The organism is Roseovarius sp. MMSF_3298 (assembly GCF_030733705.1).
GTDB lineage: Bacteria > Pseudomonadota > Alphaproteobacteria > Rhodobacterales > Rhodobacteraceae > Roseovarius > Roseovarius confluentis.
The window spans coordinates 158075-177858 of sequence record NZ_JASHIN010000002.1 but is presented as its reverse complement, the minus strand read 5'-3'; the positions used below and the strand labels follow the sequence as shown (position 1 = coordinate 177858).

23 protein-coding genes are annotated in these 19784 nt (G+C 63.6%); all 23 read right to left on the bottom strand.

Annotated elements, in window-relative coordinates; genetic code table 11:
• Positions 1 to 4 precede the first annotated feature (4 nt).
• Positions 5 to 775 (bottom strand): type III pantothenate kinase, encoded by a 771-nt coding sequence (locus tag RBB18_RS02920; protein WP_306110596.1) that lies wholly within the window; start codon positions 773 to 775, stop codon positions 5 to 7.
• Between the two features lie 20 nt (positions 776 to 795).
• Positions 796 to 1548, bottom strand: coding sequence for a biotin--[acetyl-CoA-carboxylase] ligase (locus tag RBB18_RS02915; protein ID WP_103761508.1), 753 nt, complete (start codon positions 1546 to 1548; stop codon positions 796 to 798).
• An 87-nt stretch (positions 1549 to 1635) separates the two neighbouring features.
• The gene (nuoN, locus tag RBB18_RS02910; protein ID WP_103761509.1) at positions 1636 to 3069 is read right to left on the bottom strand and encodes an NADH-quinone oxidoreductase subunit NuoN; all 1434 of its coding nucleotides are present in this window, start codon (positions 3067 to 3069) and stop codon (positions 1636 to 1638) included.
• Between the two features lie 4 nt (positions 3070 to 3073).
• Positions 3074 to 4621 carry an NADH-quinone oxidoreductase subunit M gene (locus tag RBB18_RS02905; protein ID WP_103761510.1) on the bottom strand — a complete coding sequence of 516 codons (1548 nt, stop codon included), beginning with the start codon at positions 4619 to 4621 and terminating at the stop codon, positions 3074 to 3076.
• The gene (gene nuoL, locus RBB18_RS02900) at positions 4621 to 6756 is read right to left on the bottom strand and encodes an NADH-quinone oxidoreductase subunit L (RefSeq protein ID WP_274592042.1); all 2136 of its coding nucleotides are present in this window, start codon (positions 6754 to 6756) and stop codon (positions 4621 to 4623) included. The genes RBB18_RS02905 and nuoL overlap by 1 nt, the downstream gene beginning before the upstream one ends.
• Positions 6757 to 6760: 4 nt before the next feature.
• Positions 6761 to 7066, bottom strand: coding sequence for an NADH-quinone oxidoreductase subunit NuoK (nuoK, locus tag RBB18_RS02895; RefSeq protein WP_057789867.1), 306 nt, complete (start codon positions 7064 to 7066; stop codon positions 6761 to 6763).
• 134 nt (positions 7067 to 7200) lie between these two features.
• A complete protein-coding gene (locus RBB18_RS02890) occupies positions 7201 to 7809 on the bottom strand; it encodes an NADH-quinone oxidoreductase subunit J (protein ID WP_103761512.1) in 609 nt (202 codons plus the stop codon).
• Complete coding sequence (locus RBB18_RS02885) at positions 7806 to 8219, bottom strand: carboxymuconolactone decarboxylase family protein (RefSeq protein ID WP_103761513.1); 414 nt, start codon at positions 8217 to 8219, stop codon at positions 7806 to 7808. The genes RBB18_RS02890 and RBB18_RS02885 overlap by 4 nt, the downstream gene beginning before the upstream one ends.
• On the bottom strand, positions 8216 to 8710 hold the full coding sequence (nuoI, locus tag RBB18_RS02880) for an NADH-quinone oxidoreductase subunit NuoI (protein WP_103761514.1): 495 nt from the start codon (positions 8708 to 8710) through the stop codon (positions 8216 to 8218). Before nuoI ends, RBB18_RS02885 begins: the two co-directional genes overlap by 4 nt.
• 5 nt (positions 8711 to 8715) lie before the next feature.
• A complete protein-coding gene (gene nuoH, locus RBB18_RS02875; RefSeq protein WP_306110597.1) occupies positions 8716 to 9753 on the bottom strand; it encodes an NADH-quinone oxidoreductase subunit NuoH in 1038 nt (345 codons plus the stop codon).
• Between the two features lie 7 nt (positions 9754 to 9760).
• Positions 9761 to 10168, bottom strand: a complete 408-nt coding sequence (locus RBB18_RS02870; RefSeq protein WP_371931576.1) for a hypothetical protein — start codon at positions 10166 to 10168, stop codon at positions 9761 to 9763.
• Positions 10165 to 12174 carry an NADH-quinone oxidoreductase subunit NuoG gene (gene nuoG, locus RBB18_RS02865; protein ID WP_306110598.1) on the bottom strand — a complete coding sequence of 670 codons (2010 nt, stop codon included), beginning with the start codon at positions 12172 to 12174 and terminating at the stop codon, positions 10165 to 10167. The genes RBB18_RS02870 and nuoG overlap by 4 nt, the downstream gene beginning before the upstream one ends.
• Positions 12175 to 12180: 6 nt before the next feature.
• Positions 12181 to 12594: a DUF5333 domain-containing protein gene (locus RBB18_RS02860; protein ID WP_103761518.1), complete on the bottom strand. Its 414-nt coding sequence runs from the start codon at positions 12592 to 12594 to the stop codon at positions 12181 to 12183.
• Between the two features lie 121 nt (positions 12595 to 12715).
• Entirely contained in the window at positions 12716 to 13069 is a 354-nt protein-coding gene (locus RBB18_RS02855) for a hypothetical protein (protein ID WP_103761519.1), read from the bottom strand.
• 31 nt (positions 13070 to 13100) lie between these two features.
• A complete protein-coding gene (locus tag RBB18_RS02850; RefSeq protein WP_306110599.1) occupies positions 13101 to 13598 on the bottom strand; it encodes a DUF3291 domain-containing protein in 498 nt (165 codons plus the stop codon).
• Positions 13599 to 13605: 7 nt separating this feature from the next.
• On the bottom strand, positions 13606 to 14901 hold the full coding sequence (gene nuoF, locus RBB18_RS02845) for an NADH-quinone oxidoreductase subunit NuoF (protein WP_103761521.1): 1296 nt from the start codon (positions 14899 to 14901) through the stop codon (positions 13606 to 13608).
• A 10-nt stretch (positions 14902 to 14911) separates the two neighbouring features.
• Positions 14912 to 15124, bottom strand: a complete 213-nt coding sequence (locus RBB18_RS02840; protein WP_103761522.1) for a DUF5337 domain-containing protein — start codon at positions 15122 to 15124, stop codon at positions 14912 to 14914.
• A 13-nt stretch (positions 15125 to 15137) separates the two neighbouring features.
• Positions 15138 to 16076, bottom strand: a complete 939-nt coding sequence (locus tag RBB18_RS02835) for a hypothetical protein (RefSeq protein ID WP_306110600.1) — start codon at positions 16074 to 16076, stop codon at positions 15138 to 15140.
• 29 nt (positions 16077 to 16105) lie between these two features.
• Complete coding sequence (locus RBB18_RS02830; RefSeq protein WP_306110601.1) at positions 16106 to 17341, bottom strand: NADH-quinone oxidoreductase subunit E; 1236 nt, start codon at positions 17339 to 17341, stop codon at positions 16106 to 16108.
• Entirely contained in the window at positions 17341 to 17631 is a 291-nt protein-coding gene (locus RBB18_RS02825; RefSeq protein ID WP_245890372.1) for a hypothetical protein, read from the bottom strand. The genes RBB18_RS02830 and RBB18_RS02825 overlap by 1 nt, the downstream gene beginning before the upstream one ends.
• A 75-nt stretch (positions 17632 to 17706) precedes the next feature.
• The gene (locus tag RBB18_RS02820) at positions 17707 to 18945 is read right to left on the bottom strand and encodes an NADH-quinone oxidoreductase subunit D (RefSeq protein WP_306110602.1); all 1239 of its coding nucleotides are present in this window, start codon (positions 18943 to 18945) and stop codon (positions 17707 to 17709) included.
• Between the two features lie 11 nt (positions 18946 to 18956).
• Positions 18957 to 19124, bottom strand: a complete 168-nt coding sequence (locus RBB18_RS02815; RefSeq protein ID WP_274592051.1) for a hypothetical protein — start codon at positions 19122 to 19124, stop codon at positions 18957 to 18959.
• A 27-nt stretch (positions 19125 to 19151) separates the two neighbouring features.
• Entirely contained in the window at positions 19152 to 19763 is a 612-nt protein-coding gene (locus tag RBB18_RS02810) for an NADH-quinone oxidoreductase subunit C (protein ID WP_103761526.1), read from the bottom strand.
• Positions 19764 to 19784: the final 21 nt, after the last annotated feature.

Here is a 19784-nt window from a genome sequence, read left to right as displayed (position 1 = left end):
CCGATCAGCCTTCCTTGTTATGGGCATGGATCACGGTCAGCCCATGCATCGTCAAATCTTCTCGAATTTCGTCGAACAGCAGGTCGCCCTGCGCGAAAAGCGGCGCAAGGCCACCCGTGCCGATGATCTTCATCGGCGTCTCGTACTCGGCCCGGATCCGCTCTGTCACACCGCTGACCAGCCCGACATAGCCCCAGAACACGCCCGACTGCATACAGTCCACCGTGTTGGTGCCGATCACCTTCTGGGGCTTCGTCACGTCGATATGAGGTAAGGCCGCCGCCGCCATGTGCAAGGCCTCGAGGCTCAGGTTGACGCCGGGGGAAATCACGCCCCCGACATAGGCGCCATCCTCGGCCACAACGTCAAAGGTCGTTGCTGTGCCGAAATCCACCACGATCAGGTTGCCGCCATAAAGGTCGTAGGCCCCGGCGGCATTCACCAGCCGGTCCGGCCCCACCTGCGTGCCCTCGTCCACCCGCGGCTGGCGCGGCACCGCGCATTCCGGCTTGCCCACCACGATGGGCCGGCAGCCAAAGAAACGGTCCGCAAAGACGCGCAGGTTGAACACCACGCGCGGCACCGTGGACGAGATGATGACATCGGTGATATCGAGGTCGATCTCGTAATGCTTCACAAGCGTCGAGAACCACGTGAAATAGGCATCCGCCGTCCGCGCATGGTGGGTCGAGGTGCGCAGGGTGCACAGAAACTTCGACCCGTCCCAGATCGCGAAAACCGTGTTGGTGTTGCCGCAGTCGATCGCCAGAAGCATCTTGGCGCCCCTCTCTTTCGTCAGAAAAACACGTCCGCCGCCGGGATGACGTGGCGCGATTTGGCATCTGTTAGAACAAGATTGCCGCCCGCGTCCACCGTCTCGAACGTGCCGGTAAATTCCTCGCGGCCCGTCCTTGCGGTTATTACTTCGCCCAAGCGCGCCGCCCGGTCCATCCAGGCCGCGCGAATGGGCGCAAATCCATACGTCGCGAACTGTGTCTCCAGCTTGGCATAGGCCGGAGCAAGCAGGTCAAGGAACTCCTCCGCTGCAACCTCCACCCCGGTCTCGGACATGAGCGATACGGGCCGCACAGCCCCCGGCTCCACCGCGTCCGCCTCGGGTGCGTCGCGCAGGTTCACCCCGATTCCGATGGCGAAATGGCTTAGCCCGCCACCCGCGCCCGCGCTTTCCAAGAGTATCCCGGCCAGCTTGCCGCCGTTCAACAGCACGTCATTCGGCCATTTCAGCGAAAAGCCCGTAGGCCGTCCCGTCACTGCCACGAACGCATCAAAAAGCGCCAGCGAGGCCACGAAAGACCGCAGCGCCACCTGGTCCGGGCTTTCCGTGGGCCGCATCACCAGCGTCGCCGCGAAGTTGCCCGCCGGGTTGGCCCAGGGTCGCCCGCGCCGCCCCCGCGCCGCCGTCTGGTGCCGCGCCATTATCCATTCCGGACCGCTCAGGCCGGGCGCAATTCGCGCCGCCTCGGCGTTGGTGCTGTCCACCTCGTCCAGCACCCGCCGCCCGTATCCTTCTGGCCACGGCTCTTTCATTGTTCAAAATATACTCCCGCCGGAGGCGCCCGAAAAACAAAGCGACGCGCCAAGGGCGCGTCACCTTTTTCCAGACTGCGATGCGGTTCAGTCGACAAGCGTCGCCGCCGCCGCCTGCGCCATGGCCTCGACGCCGAACATGTTCAGCATCCCCACGACCATGATCGCCGCCGACGCCATCAGGAACCCCCACAGCACCGGCGATTTGCGCGCTTCCAGCGGCTCGCCCTCTTCGCCGAAATACATGAAGAAGACGATGCGCAGGTAATAGAACGCCCCGATCACCGACGCGATCACCCCGGCCACCGCCAGCCAGACAAGCCCGCCATCGTAAGCGGCCCGCAGTACGTAAAGCTTGCCGAAGAACCCCAGGAAAGGCGGCACGCCCGCAAGGCTGAACATCAGGATCAACACCGCCAGCGCCCGGCCCGGATGCGCCCGGGAATAAAGGTTCAGGCTGGCGATATCCGTCACCGGCCGCCCGTCGCGTTCCATCGACAGGACAAAAGCGAAGGTGCCGACGTTCATGGTCACGTAGATCGCCATGTAGACCAGCATCGCCTGCACGCCGAACGCCGTGCCCGCCGCCAGCCCCATCAGGGCGTATCCCATATGCGCGATCGACGAATAGGCCATCAGCCGCTTGATATCGGTCTGCCCGATCGCGGCGATCCCGCCCAGGAACATCGACAACAGCGACAGCACCGCGATCACCTGCTGCCAGTCGCCCACCACGCCGCCGAACGCGTCATGCGCCACGCGGGCGAAAAGCGCCATCGCCGCCATCTTGGGCGCGGTGGCAAAGAACGCCGTGATCGGTGTCGGCGCGCCCTCGTAGACGTCCGGCGTCCACATGTGGAACGGAACCGCCGAGACCTTGAAGGCCAGCCCCGCCAGCACGAACACCAGCCCGATCAGCAATCCGAGCGGCGCCTGTCCTTCCGCCGATGCGATGATCCCGGAAAACAGCGTCGTGCCGGTATAGCCATAGACCAGCGAGGCCCCGTACAGCAGGATGCCCGAGCTGAGCGCGCCCAGCACGAAGTATTTCAGGCCCGCTTCGGTCGATTTCACGCTGTCGCGCCGCAGCGAGGCGACGACGTAAAGCGCCAGCGACTGCAACTCCAGCCCCATGTAAAGCGCCATCAGGTCACCGGCACTGACCATCATCATCATGCCCACGGCCGCCAGCGCCACCAGCAGCGGATACTCGAACCGCAGCATGTCGCGCTGCGCCATGTAGTCCTGCCCCATCAGCAGCACGGCCGCTGCCGACAGCAGCACCGCCACCTTGGCGAACCGCGCGAACCCGTCATCGTTGAACATGCCGCCGAACGCCGTGCGCGTGCCATCGCCCGAGAACCCGATCCAGGCCGCCATCACCACGAAGACCGCCGCCGTGATCCACACCAGCAGCGGCGCGTACCGATCCTTGCCGGTATAGGCCACGCCCAGAAGCGCCGCCATCGCGTATACCGAGATCAGGATCTCCGGCAGGATTACATTCAGATCAGCCTGCATGGGACTACTCCGTCGCAGCGGCCAGCTTGGTCGCGCTGTCCGCGTCGACCAGGGCCGTTTCATAATTGGAAATCAGCGCCTCGACCGAGGGGCCGATGATGTCGGTCACAAGGCTAGGATAGACGCCCAGCAGCAAGGTCATCACCACCAGCGGGGCAAAGATCGCCTTCTCGCGCTGCGTCATGTCCTTGATCGACTTCAGGCTTTCCTTGATCAGGTCGCCCAGCACCACCCGGCGATAGAGCCACAGCGCATAGGCCGCCGACAGGATCACGCCAGACGTGGCCACCAGCGCCACCCAGGTGTTGACCTTGAATATCCCCATCAGCGTCAGGAATTCCCCGATGAAGCCCGACGTGCCCGGCAGACCCACATTGGCCATCGTGAACAGCATGAAGATCAGAGCATAGGCCGGCATCCGGTTCACCAGGCCGCCATAGGCGTCGATCTCGCGCGTGTGCATCCGGTCATAGATCACGCCCACGCACAGGAACAGCGCACCCGAGATGAAGCCGTGGCTCAGCATCTGGAAGATCGCCCCGTCGATCCCCTGCTGGTTCGCCGCGAAGATCCCCATGGTGACGTAGCCCATGTGCGCCACGGACGAATAGGCGATCAGCTTCTTCATGTCTTCCTGCGCCAGGGCGACCAGCGAGGTATAGACGATGGCGATGGCCGACATCCACAAGACCAGCGGCGTCAGCACTTCGGACCCCACCGGGAACATCGGCAGGCTGAATCGCAGGAAGCCATAGCCGCCCATCTTCAACAGGATCGCCGCCAGCACGACCGAGCCCGCCGTCGGCGCCTGCACGTGCGCATCCGGCAGCCAGGTATGCACCGGCCACATCGGCATCTTCACCGCGAAACTTGCGAAGAACGCGATGAACAGCAGCGTCTGCATGCCGCCCACGATCTGGATGCCCAGCAGGCTGAACGTCTCCGACCCGAAACTGTGCGTCATCAGCGTCGGGATATCCGTCGTGCCCGCCTCGGCGAACATGGCGACCATCGCCACCAGCATCAGGACCGAGCCAAGAAACGTGTAGAGGAAGAACTTGAACGACGCATAAATGCGTTCCTTGCCGCCCCAGATCCCGATGATCAGGAACATCGGGATCAGCCCTGCCTCGAAGAACAGGTAAAAGAGCACCAGGTCCAGCGCCATGAACACGCCCAACATGAGCGTTTCCAGCAGCAGGAAGGCGATCATGTATTCCTTCACCCGGTGCGTCACGTTCCACGACGCGGCAATGGTGATCGGCATCATGAAGGTCGTCAGGATGACAAACAGGATGCTGATCCCGTCCACGCCCATCTTGTATTGCAGCCCCAGAAGCCACTCGCGTTCTTCCACGAACTGAAAGCCGGTGTTGTTCGGATCAAAATCGAACAGGATGAACAGCGAGACCAGAAAGGTCAGCCCGGTCGCGATCAGCGCCACCCACTTGGCATTGCGCTGCGCCGCTTCGTCGTCGCCCCGCAGGAACACCGCCAGGATGAAAGCCGCGATGGCGGGAATGAAGGTGGTGATGGAAAGCAGGTTATCCATTAGTTCGCTCCCCCGCTAAGGCTCACCCATGTGACAAGCACCGCGATCCCGATGACCATGGCAAAGGCATAGGTGAAGATGTATCCCGACTGGGCCCGTCCGGCGAGGCGGGTGAAGAACGGGATGATCCCCATCGCGACCCCGTTGATGGTCCCGTCGATGACGTTGCCATCGCCCTTCTTCCACAACAGGCTGCCCAGCCGCTTGGCGGGCCGAACGAAGACAAAGTCGTAGATCTCGTCGAAATACCACTTGTTCAGCAGGAACAGGTACAGCGGGCGCTGGTTCTCGGCCAGCCGTCCGGGGATCGACGGGTTCAGGATGTAGAACCAGAACGCCGTCAGGAAGCCGACGATCATCGCCACGAAGGGGCTGACCTTGACCCATTTCGGCACCGCGTGCGCGTCGTTCAGGATCGTGTTGCCCTCGGCGGCATAGATCGCGCCCTCGCCCGGCTCGCCGGTGAACACATAGTGATGCTCCTCGCCGTAACCGCCTTCTTCGGTCTCGGCATGGGCCTCACCCTCTTCGGCATGGCTCTCGTCGGCCGCCGCGGTCTCTTCACCGTGCTCCTCGGCGCCTTCTTCGTGGTGCTGCTCTTCCGCGTAAGGCACGCCAAAGAACTTCGCCACCGTGTCCGTATGCCCGAAGAAGCTGTTGTACCAGATCATGCCGGCAAAGATCGACCCGAGCGCCAGCACGCCCAGCGGCGCCACCATCACCATCGGGCTTTCGTGCGCGTGCTCATGCGTGTGCTTGTCGCCGCGCGGCTCGCCCCAGAAGGTCAGGAACATCAGCCGCCAGCTGTAGAAGCTGGTGAACAGCGCCGCGATGACCAGCGCCCAGAAGGCAAAGCCACCACTGGTGCCCGCATAGGCACTCTCGATGATCGCGTCCTTCGACAGGAAGCCGGCAAAGCCGATCGTGGTCAGCGGGATGCCCACGCCGGTAATCGCCAGCGTCCCGATCAGCATGGCCCAGAACGTATAGGGAAACTTCTTGCGCAGCCCGCCATAGTTCCGCATGTCCTGCTCGTGATGCATCCCGTGGATGACCGAGCCCGCGCCAAGGAACAGCATCGCCTTGAAGAACGCGTGCGTGAACAGGTGGAACATTGCCACGCTGTAGGCCCCCACACCCGCGGCCACGAACATGTAGCCCAGCTGCGAACAGGTCGAATAGGCGATGACGCGCTTGATGTCGTTCTGCACCAGCCCCACCGTGGCCGCAAAGAACGCCGTCATGCCGCCCAGCACCGTGACGAAGGCCAGCGCGCCGGGCGCGAACTCCATCAGCGGCGACATCCGGCAGACAAGGAAAACCCCCGCCGTCACCATGGTCGCCGCGTGGATCAGCGCCGACACCGGCGTCGGGCCTTCCATCGCGTCCGGCAACCAGGTGTGCAGGAACAGCTGCGCCGATTTGCCCATCGCGCCGACGAACAGCAGGAAGGCGATCAGGTTCGCCGCATTCCACTCCGTCCAGAGGAACGTCAGCTGCGTATTCGCCAACTCGGGCGCCGCCGCGAACACGTCGTCGAAATTGATCGAGCCTGTCAGGAAGAACAGTGCAAAGATCCCCAGCGCAAAGCCGAAATCCCCCACCCGGTTCACCACGAACGCCTTGATCGCCGCCGCGTTGGCGCTTGGCTTGCGGAAATAGAACCCGATCAGCAGGTAAGACGCCAGGCCCACGCCCTCCCAGCCAAAGAACATCTGCGCCAGGTTGTCCGCCGTCACCAGCATCAGCATGGCGAAGGTAAAGAGGCTCAGATAGGCAAAGAAACGTGGGCGATAGCTCTCGTCGTCACGGAAATTCTCGTCATGGGCCATGTAGCCCATCGAATACAGGTGCACGAGCGCCGACACCGTGGTGATCACGATCAGCATGATCGCCGTCAGCCGGTCCAGCCGGATCGACCACGCCACGTCCAGTTCGCCCGACTGGATCCAGTCGAGGATGTGGATGTACTGCGTCGTCCCGTCGAAGCTGAAAAACACGATCCAGCTCAGGAGCGCCGACAGGAACAACAGGCCCGTGGTCACCCACTGCGCGCCCGCGTCCCCAATGACGCGCCAGCCGAAGCCCGCGATGATGGCGCCCAGAAGCGGGCCGAATAGAATGATCTGTTCCATGCCCTCAGCCCTTCATCACGTTGACGTCTTCCACGGCGATCGTGCCGCGGTTGCGGAAGAAGCAGACAAGAATGGCAAGCCCGATGGCGGCCTCCGCGGCGGCCACGGTCAGCACGAACAGGGTAAAGACCTGCCCCACCATGTCACCCAGGAAGCTGGAAAATGCCACGAGGTTCACGTTGACCGACAGCAGCATCAACTCGATCGACATCAGCAGGATGATCACGTTTTTCCTGTTCAGGAAAAGCCCGAAAATCCCGATGACGAACAGCGCCGCCGCCACCGTCAGGTAATGCTCCAGTCCAATCATGTCGTCCCTCCGGGCCGCGCCCGTTCGTTTGTCTTTTCATCCCGTCCCGGGCCTGACCCGGGACCTCATTGTCTCTTGCCCGGGCCCGACGGTCCGGGAGGCCCCGGATCAGGTCCGGGGCGCGAACAGCAGGATTACAACCCCTGCCCCGGTTTCACGTCCTTCAGTTCCATCGCCTTGGCCGGATCGCGGTACATCTGCGCCAGCACGTCCTGCCGCTTGACGTCCGAGCGGTGGCGCAGCGTCAGCACGATCGCGCCCATCATCGCCACCAGCAGGATCAGACCCGCCAGCTGGAACAGCAGGAAATACTGGTCATACAGCAGCATCCCCAGCGCCTTGGTATTCTCCAGGTCGGTCGGCGTGACGGCCGCGCGCGCGCCCTCGGCATCCGTGGCCATCTGCCAGTTGCCGAAGGCGACGCCGAATTGCATCAGCAATATGATCCCGATCAGCAGCGCCAGCGGCATGTATTTCGCCATCTCCGCCTTCAGCTCGGCGAAATCCACGTCCAGCATCATCACCACGAACAGGAACAGCACGGCGACCGCGCCCACATAGACAATGATCAAGAGCATCGCCACGAACTCCGCGCCCAAAAGCACGAAAAGGCCAGCCGCGGACAGGAACGCCAGGATCAGCCACAGGACCGAGTGCACCGGGTTCCGGCTGACCACCGTGAACAGCCCCCCCGCCAACAGCGAGACCGCAAAGAGATAGAAGGAAAACGCGGCAATGGTCATGTGTCCTGATCCTCGTCCTTGGCCTCGTCCATGACCTCGCGCGCGAAATCCATCGCCCGGTTCATGGACGGGATACCGGCAAACATCGCCATCATCGCGATGGTCTCGGCAATCTCGTCTTTCGTGGCGCCCGCTTCCAGCGCGTGGCGCACGGTCATCCTGATCTGCGTATCGCTCTGCGCGCCCAGCATGGTCAACCCCGCAAGCGTGATCAGCAGACGCGTCTTGGCGTCCAGACCGTCCTTGCTGATGCCGCGGCCGAACATCATCTCCATGAATTCCTTCGGCATGGTGGGCCACATCGCCTCGAACCCCTTGGGCGAGAACGACTCAAGCGCCGGATTCATGGTCTTCACCATCTCCTGCGCCTGGGCCATCATGGCCTCGAACGGGTTCGTCGGATTACTCATCTGTAAGGCGCGTCCATTTCCAGGTTGCGGGCGATCTCGGCTTCCCACCGCTCGCCGTTCTCCAGCAGTTTCTGCTTGTCATAGAACAGCTCTTCGCGGGTCTCGGTGGCGAACTCGAAATTCGGCCCCTCGACGATGGCATCCACCGGGCAGGCCTCCTGGCAGAAGCCGCAATAGATGCACTTGGTCATGTCGATGTCATAGCGCGTCGTGCGGCGGCTACCGTCGTCGCGCGGCTCGGCGTCGATGGTGATCGCCTGCGCGGGGCAGATCGCCTCGCACAGCTTGCAGGCAATGCACCGCTCTTCGCCATTGGGATAGCGCCGCAGCGCGTGCTCACCCCGGAACCGCGGGCTCAGCGGGCCCTTTTCATGCGGGTAGTTCAGCGTCGCCTTGGGCGCGAAGAAATATTTGAACCCCAGCTTGAAGCCGTTGAACACATCCTTCAGCAGGAAGTATCCCGCGGCGCGTCCGTAATCGATCTGCGTCATGGTCGTCAGCCTCCCATTGCGTAGCGGGCCCAGAACGACCCGAAGACTTCGAATTTCGCCAGGAAGGACACGATCACGACCCAGGCGAGCGACAGCGGCAGGAACACTTTCCAGCCGATCCGCATCAGCTGGTCATAGCGATAACGCGGCGTGATCGCCTTCACCATGGCGAAGAGAAAGAAGAAGAACGCCATCTTCGTGACCATCCAGAACACCCCGTCCGGCAGCCCCGGAATGGGCGAAAGCCACCCGCCGAAGAACAGCAGGCTCGTCAGCGCGCACATCAGGAAGATCGCGATGTATTCCCCGGCCATGAACAGCAGGAAGGGTGTGCTGGAATATTCCACCTGGTAGCCCGCCACCAGTTCCGATTCCGCCTCCGGCAGGTCGAACGGCGGGCGGTTGGTTTCCGCCAGGCACGAGATGAAGAACAGGAACACCATCGGCAGGTGCGGCAGCCAGTACCAACCGAAGAAGCCGAAATTCGTGTCCTGCGCCGCCACGATGGACCCGAAGCTCAAAGAGCCGGTCGAGATGATCACCCCGATGATGATCAGGCCGATGCTGACCTCGTAGGAAATCATCTGTGCCGCAGACCGCAACGAGCCCAGGAACGGGTATTTCGAGTTCGAGGCCCAGCCGCCCATGATCACGCCGTAAACCTCCAGCGACGAGACGGCAAAGACAAAGAGGACCGCGACGTTGATATCCGACAGGACCCAGCCGTCATTGAGCGGAATCACCGCCCAGGCCAGCACCGCCAGCACGAAGCTCGCCATCGGCGCCATCATGAACACGGTACGGTCCGCGCCCGCTGGCACGACGACTTCCTTGAGCACGTATTTCAGCGCGTCGGCCACCGTCTGCAACAGGCCATAGACCCCCACCACGTTCGGCCCTCGCCGCATCTGCACCGCGGCCCAGATCTTGCGGTCGCCATAGACCAGAAACAGCAGCGACACCATCACGAAGCCCACCACCGCAAGGCACTGCGCCATGATCAGGACAAAGGTCCCAAGCGGGGTTGTCAGAAATTCAGCCATTCGTCCCTCATACCGTCGGTATCCCGTTCTCTGCGCAACTGGCGGCCACGACTTCCGCGTCGATCCTTATGATGCCACCGGGCAGCGTCGGCGAGATGGTGTAAACCGCATCTGCGGTCCAGATGCCACCCCGTTCGTCCACATTCGTGCGCACGTGGCGCGCAAATCCGTATCCCCGGATCAGCGTGTACTCCGCCGCCGCGCATTCGGCGTATTGGCTGACGTCCTCGGCTGTCCGCGCCCCGGCCATTTCCACACGGAAATTCACCAGGTCCCCGTCCAGAAGGCGCGTCTCGATGCCCCGATACTCTGGGTCGAACGCCTCCTCGGGGTCAGCGCCCGGCGCCGCACAGGCGGCCAGGCCCGCGAAAGCCATGACCGACAGCGCCCATATGCCAAGCGCGGCTTGCGTCATTCCGCGGCCACCGGCTCTTCGCGGCGGTCCTTGGCGTTTGCGCTCAGTTCTGCCATCAGCGCGCTGGCCCGGGCAATCGGGTTTGTCAGATAGTGATTGCCCAGTGCGGCCCCGATGGAGCCCGACGACGGCTCGACCTTGTCCACCATGGTCCATTCGTTCTCGGGCACCGCGTCGATCTGTGCGACATGCGGCACCTCCTCGATCAACGCGCGGCGCAGCTGCGCCAGGCTGTCAAAGGGCAGCACCGCGCCCATCTCGCCCGACAGCGCCCGCAGGATCGCCCAGTTCTCCTTGGCCTCGCCCGGCGGGTGCCCGGCGCGCAGCGCCAGCTGCGGACGCCCTTCGGTGTTCACGAAGACGCCCTGTTCCTCGGGATAGGCCGCGGCGGGCAGGATAATGTCGGCGCGATGCGCGCCCCTGTCGCCATGGCTGCCCTGGTAGATGACCAGCGGCCCCTCCGCGATCTCGATCTCGTCTGCGCCCAGGTTATAGATCACGTCAGCGCCGTCCAGCGCGGCGGTAATCCCGCCGTCGGTCACACAGCCCGCATCCATCGCGCCCACGCGGGAGGCGGCGGTGTGCAGGACCAGCATCTTGGCACCCATTTTCTCGGTCAGTTGCATCGCCATGCTCAGCGCCGCAGGCCCGCCATCACCGATCAACGCGCCCTGCCCGATGATCACGATCGCGTCCTCGGTCTCCTTGGCCTCGGACAGAAGTTGCGGCAGCACCCGGTTGCGCGCTCCCAGCTCGGTCGCGTCAAAGGTCAGCTCCGCAGGTTGCCCGGCATGCACCACCTCGGCCCCACGCAGCCACGCCTTGCGGATGCGCGCGTTCAGCACAGGCGCCTCAACGCCCGGATCGGTTCCGATCAGGACGATCTTCCTCGCCGTGTCGATCTCCTCGATGCGCGCCGTGCCCACATAGGCCGAGCGGTTGCCCGGCACCAGGTGCGCGCCGTCGGTGCGGCATTCCACGCGCCCGCCCTGGCCTTCGACCAGCTGGCGCAGCGCGAACGCCGCCTCCATCGGCACCAGGTCGCCCACGAGGCCGGCCACGGTCTTGCCTTTCATGGCCGCAGCGGCCTTGCCCAACGCCTCGGGCCAGGTGGCCGGACGCAGCTTGCCGTTCTCGCGGATAAAGGGCTTGTCCAGCCGCTGACGGCGCAGCCCGTCCCACACGAACCGCGTCTTGTCCGAGATCCATTCCTCGTTCACGCCGTCATGGTTGCGCGGCAGGATGCGCATCACTTCGCGCCCCTTGGTGTCCACCCGGATGTTGGACCCCAGCGCATCCATCACGTCGATGGTTTCCGTCTTGGTCAGCTCCCACGGACGGGCAGTGAACGCATAAGGCTTGCTGACCAACGCCCCGACCGGGCACAGGTCGATGATGTTGCCTTGCATGTTGCTGTCCAGCGTCTCGCCCAGGTAGGCGGTGATCTCGGCATCCTCGCCCCGGCCGGTCTGGCCCATCTGGTTGATACCGGCCACCTCGGTGGTGAAGCGCACGCAGCGGGTGCAGGAAATGCAGCGCGTCATGTGGGTTTCCACCAGCGGGCCCAGGTTCAGGTCCTCGGTGGCCCGCTTCGGCTCGCGATAACGGCTGAAGTCCACGCCATAAGCCATTGCCTGGTCCTGCAAATCGCACTCGCCGCCCTGGTCGCAGATCGGGCAGTCCAGCGGGTGGTTGATCAGCAGGAACTCCATCACGCCTTCCCGGGCCTTCTTGACCATCGGGCTGTTGGTGCGCACGACCGGCGGCTGGCCTTCGGGGCCGGGCCGCAGGTCGCGCACCTGCATGGCGCAGCTGGCCGCCGGTTTCGGCGGCCCGCCGACAACCTCCACAAGACACATCCGGCAGTTGCCCGCGATCGACAACCGCTCGTGGTAGCAGAACCGCGGGATCTCGATCCCCACCTGCTCGCAGGCCTGGATCAGGGTCATCGCCCCGTCCACTTCCACTTCCTGATCGTCGATGATGATTTTGCGAAGGTCAGACATGAATTCTCACTTTGCTCTCAGTAGCTGCCCGATCTGGCTGCCATTCGCCATTTCGGCTTGGCCCAGAACACACAGGCTGGCGGGGTCAAGGTTGCTGGCCCCTTTCGATTTGAAATACGCGTTGCGCCGCTCGCGCATGGCCGCCTTGTTGGCGTCGTTGTTGATATACGCATCGATCTCGGCCTCGCTATAACCGCGCTCCGCCGCCGCTTTCTTCAGCGCGCTGGCATAGGATTGCGCCCGGAACAGCCGCCCGCCGATGCTGCCGCACTCGCGGCGGATCTTGTCGGCTGCCGCAAGATAGAGCAGCCCCTGGTTGATCCCGGCCTCGTCCTTCAGTCCCGCCTGTGCGGGCAGTGCTGCCGCCGTCAGGGCCGCGCCAAGGGCCAGACCAACGATCTTGCTCGATACACGTTTCATATCTGTCTTCCTCTCACAAGGGCGCCCGGACCATCCGCCGCGCCATCTGCTGCGCAGATGGTCCCCAGCGGCGCTGTTATGCAATAACAGCCGCCCCATGCCTTTGATATGAAAGAGGAAATTACCACAGCACACATTTCCCCGTGAAGGTCAGCTTGTTGCCATTGGGTTGTACCGTGCCGCGCGGCGCCAGCGGGCTGATGTACCACTCCACCTCCGAGGTGCCGAAATTCTGCACGCAGTACCGTTTGCCCTCGTAGGCCCCCGCCGCCAGCGCGCCGTCATAGCCGCGGTTGACGCGCGGCACGGTCACGACGAACCGCTCGCGGTTGTCACGCGAGGCCGCCTTGGACTTCTGCTTGTAGAACACCCCGTTGAACGTGACCCGTTCGGTGGTCCGGTTACACCCCGCAACCATCGCGCCGGCCATCAGCACCAGCACAAGGGCCCGCGCCCCGTTTTTCAATGTCGTCATCCTGGTCACGCTCTCTGGCCTTCCATTCTTGTCATTCCGCCGCCACAGGGGCGCAGCCGCGGGTCTGCCACAACCGGGCCTCTTCCAGGTGAGACCAGCCAAAGGCATGGTCACTGTCGCCTTCCGCCTTCCGGCGCTCCAGCCGTTCCAACCCCTCGTCCAATGTCGGCCGGTGCCCCTGCGGCACCCACCACATGACGAAATGCATCTCGCCCATCACCTCGAACCATTCCGCGCGGCGTTCATAGAACTGCCGATGCACGGTGTTCCAAACGAAATTCTCCAGGCTCGCCGCATCTTCCCACACGGTCAGGTTGGCCACGAACTGCGGATCCCCCCCGATGCTGGTCTCGGTGTTGCCCGTGCCAGGCTCGCCCGAGCCTTCCATCATCCACACGAACCCCGGCATCCGCTTGCCCATGCCGTTCACACGGTCCAGCGCGCCCATGAACTCCGCCACGCGCGGGTCATCCGTGGGCGCGACAAGCCGTCCGACATTCAATTGCGCAAGATGAGGTGTGCCGGGCATCGGTTCCTTACTCCGCCGCCACCGCAGACACCTTGCCGGTGCGCTGCGCCTTGATCCGGTCCTCGATCTCGTCGCGGAAGTTGCGGATCAGGCCCTGGATCGGCCAGGCCGCCGCATCGCCCAGGGCACAGATCGTATGACCCTCGACCTGCTTGGTGACGTCGAACAGCATGTCGATCTCCTCGACCTCCGCCTCGCCGCGCACCAGCCGGTCCATCACCCGCATCATCCAGCCCGTGCCCTCGCGGCAGGGCGTGCATTGCCCACAGCTTTCGTGCTTGTAGAATTTCGACAGCCGCCAGATCGCCTTGATGATGTCCGTGTTCTTGTCCATCACGATCACCGCCGCGGTCCCCAGGCTCGATCCGACCTCGCGCAGCGCGTCGAAATCCATGATCGCGTCCTTCATGTTCTCGCCGCGCACGCACGGAACCGACGAACCACCGGGAATGACCGCTTTCAGGTTGTCCCACCCGCCGCGAATGCCGCCGCAATGCTTGTCGATCAACTCTTCAAAGCTGATCGACATCGCGTCCTCGACCACGCAGGGGTTGTTCACATGGCCCGACACGGCGAAAATCTTGGTGCCCGCGTTGTTGGGCCGTCCGAAGCCGGCGAACCAGTCCGCCCCGCGCCGCAGGATCGTCGGCACGACCGCGATGCTCTCCACGTTGTTCACCGTCGTGGGACAGCCATAAAGCCCCGCCCCGGCCGGAAACGGCGGCTTCATCCGGGGCATGCCCTTCTTGCCTTCAAGGCTTTCCAGCAGCGCGGTTTCCTCGCCGCAGATATACGCCCCCGCGCCATGCGCAAGGTACAGGTCAAAATCATAACCCGACTTGCAGGCGTTCTTGCCGATCAGCCCGGCCTCGTAGGCCTCGTCGATCGCCGCCTGCAACGCTTCCTTCTCGCGGATATATTCACCGCGGATATAGATGTAACAGGCGTGGGCCTGCATCGCGTAGCTGGCGATCAGGCACCCCTCGATCAGCGTATGCGGATCGTGGCGCATGATCTCGCGGTCCTTGCAGGTGCCCGGCTCGGACTCGTCGGCATTGACCACCAGGTAGGCGGGCCGCCCGTCGCTTTCCTTGGGCATGAAGGACCACTTGAGCCCGGTCGGGAAGCCCGCGCCGCCCCGGCCGCGCAGCCCGCTGGCCTTCATCTGTTCGACGATCCACTCGCGCCCGTTCTCGAGGATGGTCTTGGTCCCGTCCCAATGGCCACGCGCCTGCGCGCCCTTCAGGCTGCGGTCGTGCATCCCGTAGAGATTGGTAAAGATACGATCCTGATCGTCCAGCATCAGATAACCCCTAGTTTCCCCGGCTGTCGCGCCAGATTTGATAGATGAGCCAGAAGGCGAACAGGAACCCCGCCAGTGCCACAAGGTCGAAGGCGAGGCGCAGCTCGGTGCTGAACCCCTCCTTCTCGCCGATCAGGGTGACCAGCACCCAGAACACGCCCGTGCCGGCAATCACCAGCCCGGCGCGTCGGCCCTTTTTCGACACTGAGTTTCGGTCGCTCATTCGCCTCGCTCATTCAGTAAACATCACCCTTGTCCACGCGCTTCGAGAACTCGGTATCGCCGCCCGCCGCCAGGGTTTTCGCCTGATCGATCCAGTTGTCGCGGCTCACCCGGCCCTTGAAGCCGATAAGGTTCGCGTCGACCCATGCCACCTCGTCAGAGGTCCAGTTGGCAATCTGGTCGAAATGGTAGAACCCCATGTCGTGCAGCACGCCTTCCAGCTTCGGACCGACGCCCTTGATTTCCTTCAGGTTGTCGGCGCTTCCACCGCGCGGGCCGGACAGCGTCGAGGGCTTGGTGCCCACATCCTCTTCGGCGGCGTCCGCGGTCTTCGTCTTCGCCTTCGGCTTGGCCGCCGCCTTCTTGGTATTGGCCTTTTTCTCAGGCTTAGGCGCCTTCGGCGCGGGATCTACTTTGGCCCCCGCCTCTGCATCCGTCGAGGCCGAGGTAAAGGTCGGATCCTGCGCCGTGGCGGCATCGTTCCCGCCGGAATGCGTCTCGGCCCGCATCGCGACCTTGTCGGTTCCCGCCGCCGCGGCGCTCGTGCCCGTGCGCGCGTTCAAAGGATCGGCCTTGTTCGGCAGGATCGGCTCGGGCTCGGTGCCCACCGGCGGATTCGGTTTCGGCGGGTTGGGCACGGGCGCATTCGGCGCGGGCGTGCCCCGGTCCTTCGGTGCATTCGCCTTCGGCGGGCCGGAGGGCTTGCCGCCAGATGAAGCCGCTGTCGCAGTTCCCTCGGGCATTTCCTCCAACTGCCCCAGGTCCGCGTTCTCGCCGGTGCAGAAGATCTGCAACAGAACCAACGCCATGAACACGCCCATCGCAAGCCCCAGCAGAAGCGCCGCGAAGATCCCGACTTTGCCGATCGCAGCGTAGATCGCGATGATCCCCGCTGCAAAACCGACGCCCAAGCATACCAGCTTGCACTGTGACTTCAGTATATCATCGAACATGGCTCAACTCCCTTTGGCGTGAAGATCGTCTAGTAGACGTCCCCCTTTTTGACTTTCTTCGAAAAATCCGTCGTTCCGCCATCGGCCAGAGTTTTCGCCTGGGCGACCCAGTCGTCCCGGCTCACGCGGCCCTTGAACCCTTCCAGGTTCTGATCCACCCAGGCCACTTCCTGCGGCCCCCATGCAGCGATCTGATCGAAATGGTAAAAGCCCATAGAGTGCAGAAGTTGCTCCAGCTTCGGCCCCACGCCCTTGATCATCTTCAGGTCATCCGCCCCGCCGTCGCGCGGCGCGTCCATCGTCTCGGGCTTGGTGCCCGCGTCTTCGGTTGCCGCTGCGGGCGCCTTGGCCTTGGCCCTCTTGCTCTTGTCGTCGCCAGCCGGTTCGTCCTTGGACACCGGGTTGGCCTTGCTCTTGGCGGGCGCCTCGGCCTTGGTCGTACCGGTATCGTCGGCGGGCCGGCCTTCCGAGCGGTCGGGTTTCGGCGCCTTCAGCCCCGGGTTGGCGGGCGACTCGTTCAGTTTCACTTTCGGCGGCGCGGGCTGATGGTTCGCACCATGCTCGCGCCACGGCGCCACCAGCGGCACCTCGCTGCCGTCGATCCGCTTGATCGTGTCGTCCAGATCCACCGCACGCTGGACCGAGCCATTGTATTTCGTGTGACCCGAGTCGAACTCTTTCAGCGTCGTCAGACCGGCCAGCGGCTCGGACGCATAGCGCCCGTTCTGCGGCCCCGGCACCGGCACCTTGCCGGCGGCGAACTCGTCGATCATCTCGGCAAACCGCTCGGCGGTCAGGTCCTCGTAGTAATCCTTGCCGATCTGCGCCATCGGCGCATTGGCACAGGCCCCAAGGCACTCCACCTCTTCCCAGCTGAACTTGCCGTCGTCGCTGACCGTATGCGGCTTGTCCGAGATCTTTTCACGACACACCCCGATCAGGTCCTCGGCCCCGCAGATCATGCAGGACGTGGTGCCGCAAATCTGGAAATGCGCCACGCTGCCGACCGGAGACAGCTGGAACATGAAATAAAAGCTGGCCACTTCCAGCGCCCGGATATGCGCCATCTCCAGCATCTCGGCGATATGCTCGATCGCCGGGCGTGTCAGCCAGCCTTCCTGCTCCTGCGCCCGCCACAAAAGCGGGATGATGGCGCTCGCCTGGCGCCCTTCGGGATATTTCGAGATCTGCGCCTCGGCCCACGCCTGGTTGTCGGGCGTGAAGGCAAAGCTCTCGGGTTGTTCTCTGTGTAGACGTCTCAGCATCAGGCTGCGCACGCTCCTGTCGTCATTCGGATGCCGCCGCCCTCAAGGCGCACGGCGCGTTCGGTGGTGACCATGTAGGCGGCCATCTGGGTCGATTGCTCGCGGGTCAGGCCGGTCTGCAATTCGACCGGCAGGTAATCCCCCTCGGTCTTCAGGGTGCAGCCAATGCTGGCCACCGCCACCTGGAACTTGGCCACGTCCTGCTCGCCCGTCCCCTCGGGCGGCGCGGTGCAGCCTGCGACGATCCCCATCGCCGCAATGGCGCCCATCAAACCGAATTTTGTCTTCATCTTGTCGTCTCTCCGAACCTTCGCCGCCCCTGTTTCGGCCTTATTCTTCTACAGGGTCAATATCCGTTGTCCCGCCTAGCGGTCGATCTCCCCAAAGACCACGTCCATCGTCCCGATGATCGCCGCCACGTCGGCCAGCTGGTGCCCGCTCGCAACATGGTCCATCGCCTGCAAATGCAGGTAGCCCGGCGCGCGCAGCTTGGCGCGATAGGGCTTGTTGGTGCCGTCCGACACCAGGTAGACGCCGAATTCCCCCTTGGGCGCCTCGACGGCGGCGTAAACCTCGCCCTCCGGCACGTGGAAGCCTTCGGTATACAGCTTGAAGTGATGGATAAGGGCCTCCATCGAGGTCTTCATCTCGCCCCGCTTGGGCGGCGTGACCTTGCCGCGGGACAGGATATCGCCCTGCCCCTCGGGCACGCGGAGCTTCTCGATCGCCTGCAGCATGATCGACGCCGACTGGCGCATCTCCTCCATCCGGATCAGATAGCGGTCATAGCAGTCGCCGTTCTTGCCGACGGGGATCTGGAAATCGAACTCGTCGTAGCATTCATAGGGCTGCGACCGGCGCAGGTCCCACGCCATCCCGCTGCCGCGGACCATCACGCCGGAAAAGCCCCAGTCCAGCGCCTCCTGCTGGCTGACGACGCCGATATCGGCGTTACGCTGCTTGAAGATGCGGTTCTCCGTCAGCAGCCCGTCGATATCGTCCATGAACTTCGGAAATTCGTCCCGCGCCCAGGTCTCGATATCGTCCAGCAACTCCGGCGGAAGGTCCTGGTGCACGCCACCGGGCCGGAAATAGGCCGCGTGCAGCCGCGCGCCACAGGCCCGCTCGTAGAAGATCATCAGCTTCTCGCGTTCCTCGAAGCCCCACAGCGGCGGGGTCAGCGCGCCCACGTCCATCGCCTGCGTCGTGACGTTCAGAAGGTGGCTCAGGATTCGCCCGATCTCGGAAAACAGCACCCGGATCAGGCTCGCGCGGCGCGGCACCTCGACGCCGGTCAGCTTCTCGATCGCCAGGCACCAGGCGTGCTCCTGGTTCATCGGCGCCACGTAGTCCAGCCGGTCGAAATAGGGCAGGTTCTGCAGGTATGTCCGGCTCTCCATCAGCTTCTCGGTGCCACGGTGCAGCAAGCCAATGTGGGGATCGCAGCGTTCCACGATCTCGCCGTCCAGCTCCAGCACAAGGCGCAACACGCCGTGCGCCGCCGGGTGCTGCGGGCCGAAGTTGATGTTGAAGTTACGGATCTTCTGCTCGCCGGTCTCGGCGTCGGCAAAGCCCTTCGTCATCGTGTTGGAGCCGTCCATCATCCTTGGTCTCCTTATCCTCTATCGTCCGCGCGCGGGCCGAACGCCATCAGGTACAAAAGCGCCAGTGCGCCCAGCGGAAAGATCGCCACCAGCGCCCATGGGCTGGCGATGCCGTAGCCCGGCAGCAGCTTCCAGAACGGGACCACGAACGCCGCCATGAACAGTATCACCCAGACCATGTCGGCTGCCCCATATTCCGCCCCGGCTCACTTGGCCTTCTCGTCGGTTTTCTCGTCGCCCGGAAGGATATAGTCGGCACCCTCCCACGGACTCATGAAATCGAACTGCCGGTATTCCTGCGTCAGGTTCACCGGCTCGTAGACCACGCGTTTCTGCACTTCGTCATAGCGCACTTCCGTATAGCCCGTGGTCGGAAAATCCTTGCGCAGCGGGAAGCCGCGGAACCCATAGTCGGTCAGGATGCGCCGCAGGTCCGGGTGGCCGCTGAACAGCACGCCGTACATGTCGAACACCTCGCGTTCGAACCAGTTGGCCGACGGGTGGATATCGGTGATCGACGGCACCATGTCCTCTTCGCGCACCGCAACGCGCAGGCGGATGCGCTGGTTCTGGTACATGCTCAGGAAATGGTAGACCACGTCGAACCGCTTGGGCCGGTCCGGGTAATCCACCGCCGTGATGTCCACCAACGTCGAAAAGCGGCAGTTCGGATCGGTCTTCAGGAATTCCACCAGTCCCTTGATGCTGGTCAAGGCCACGGTCACGTTCAGCTCGCCATGATCCACCGACCAGCCGGCCACGCAATCGGGCCGGCGGCTTTCGATATGGGTTCCAAGTTCGGTCAGCGCGTCAGTCATCTTGCATCCCCCAAAGGCGCC

Coding starts and splice junctions, on each gene's coding strand:
- RBB18_RS02920 (WP_306110596.1), bottom strand. CDS start 775: ATGCTTCTGGCGATCGACTGCGGCAACACCAACACGGTTTTCGCGATC.
- RBB18_RS02915 (WP_103761508.1), bottom strand. CDS start 1,548: ATGAAAGAGCCGTGGCCAGAAGGATACGGGCGGCGGGTGCTGGACGAG.
- nuoN (WP_103761509.1), bottom strand. CDS start 3,069: ATGCAGGCTGATCTGAATGTAATCCTGCCGGAGATCCTGATCTCGGTA.
- RBB18_RS02905 (WP_103761510.1), bottom strand. CDS start 4,621: ATGGATAACCTGCTTTCCATCACCACCTTCATTCCCGCCATCGCGGCT.
- nuoL (WP_274592042.1), bottom strand. CDS start 6,756: ATGGAACAGATCATTCTATTCGGCCCGCTTCTGGGCGCCATCATCGCG.
- nuoK (WP_057789867.1), bottom strand. CDS start 7,066: ATGATTGGACTGGAGCATTACCTGACGGTGGCGGCGGCGCTGTTCGTC.
- RBB18_RS02890 (WP_103761512.1), bottom strand. CDS start 7,809: ATGACCATTGCCGCGTTTTCCTTCTATCTCTTTGCGGTCTCGCTGTTG.
- RBB18_RS02885 (WP_103761513.1), bottom strand. CDS start 8,219: ATGAGTAATCCGACGAACCCGTTCGAGGCCATGATGGCCCAGGCGCAG.
- nuoI (WP_103761514.1), bottom strand. CDS start 8,710: ATGACGCAGATCGATTACGGACGCGCCGCGGGATACTTCCTGCTGAAG.
- nuoH (WP_306110597.1), bottom strand. CDS start 9,753: ATGGCTGAATTTCTGACAACCCCGCTTGGGACCTTTGTCCTGATCATG.
- RBB18_RS02870 (WP_371931576.1), bottom strand. CDS start 10,168: ATGACGCAAGCCGCGCTTGGCATATGGGCGCTGTCGGTCATGGCTTTC.
- nuoG (WP_306110598.1), bottom strand. CDS start 12,174: ATGTCTGACCTTCGCAAAATCATCATCGACGATCAGGAAGTGGAAGTG.
- RBB18_RS02860 (WP_103761518.1), bottom strand. CDS start 12,594: ATGAAACGTGTATCGAGCAAGATCGTTGGTCTGGCCCTTGGCGCGGCC.
- RBB18_RS02855 (WP_103761519.1), bottom strand. CDS start 13,069: ATGACGACATTGAAAAACGGGGCGCGGGCCCTTGTGCTGGTGCTGATG.
- RBB18_RS02850 (WP_306110599.1), bottom strand. CDS start 13,598: ATGCCCGGCACACCTCATCTTGCGCAATTGAATGTCGGACGGCTTGTC.
- nuoF (WP_103761521.1), bottom strand. CDS start 14,901: ATGCTGGACGATCAGGATCGTATCTTTACCAATCTCTACGGGATGCAC.
- RBB18_RS02840 (WP_103761522.1), bottom strand. CDS start 15,124: ATGAGCGACCGAAACTCAGTGTCGAAAAAGGGCCGACGCGCCGGGCTG.
- RBB18_RS02835 (WP_306110600.1), bottom strand. CDS start 16,076: ATGTTCGATGATATACTGAAGTCACAGTGCAAGCTGGTATGCTTGGGC.
- RBB18_RS02830 (WP_306110601.1), bottom strand. CDS start 17,341: ATGCTGAGACGTCTACACAGAGAACAACCCGAGAGCTTTGCCTTCACG.
- RBB18_RS02825 (WP_245890372.1), bottom strand. CDS start 17,631: ATGAAGACAAAATTCGGTTTGATGGGCGCCATTGCGGCGATGGGGATC.
- RBB18_RS02820 (WP_306110602.1), bottom strand. CDS start 18,945: ATGATGGACGGCTCCAACACGATGACGAAGGGCTTTGCCGACGCCGAG.
- RBB18_RS02815 (WP_274592051.1), bottom strand. CDS start 19,124: ATGGTCTGGGTGATACTGTTCATGGCGGCGTTCGTGGTCCCGTTCTGG.
- RBB18_RS02810 (WP_103761526.1), bottom strand. CDS start 19,763: ATGACTGACGCGCTGACCGAACTTGGAACCCATATCGAAAGCCGCCGG.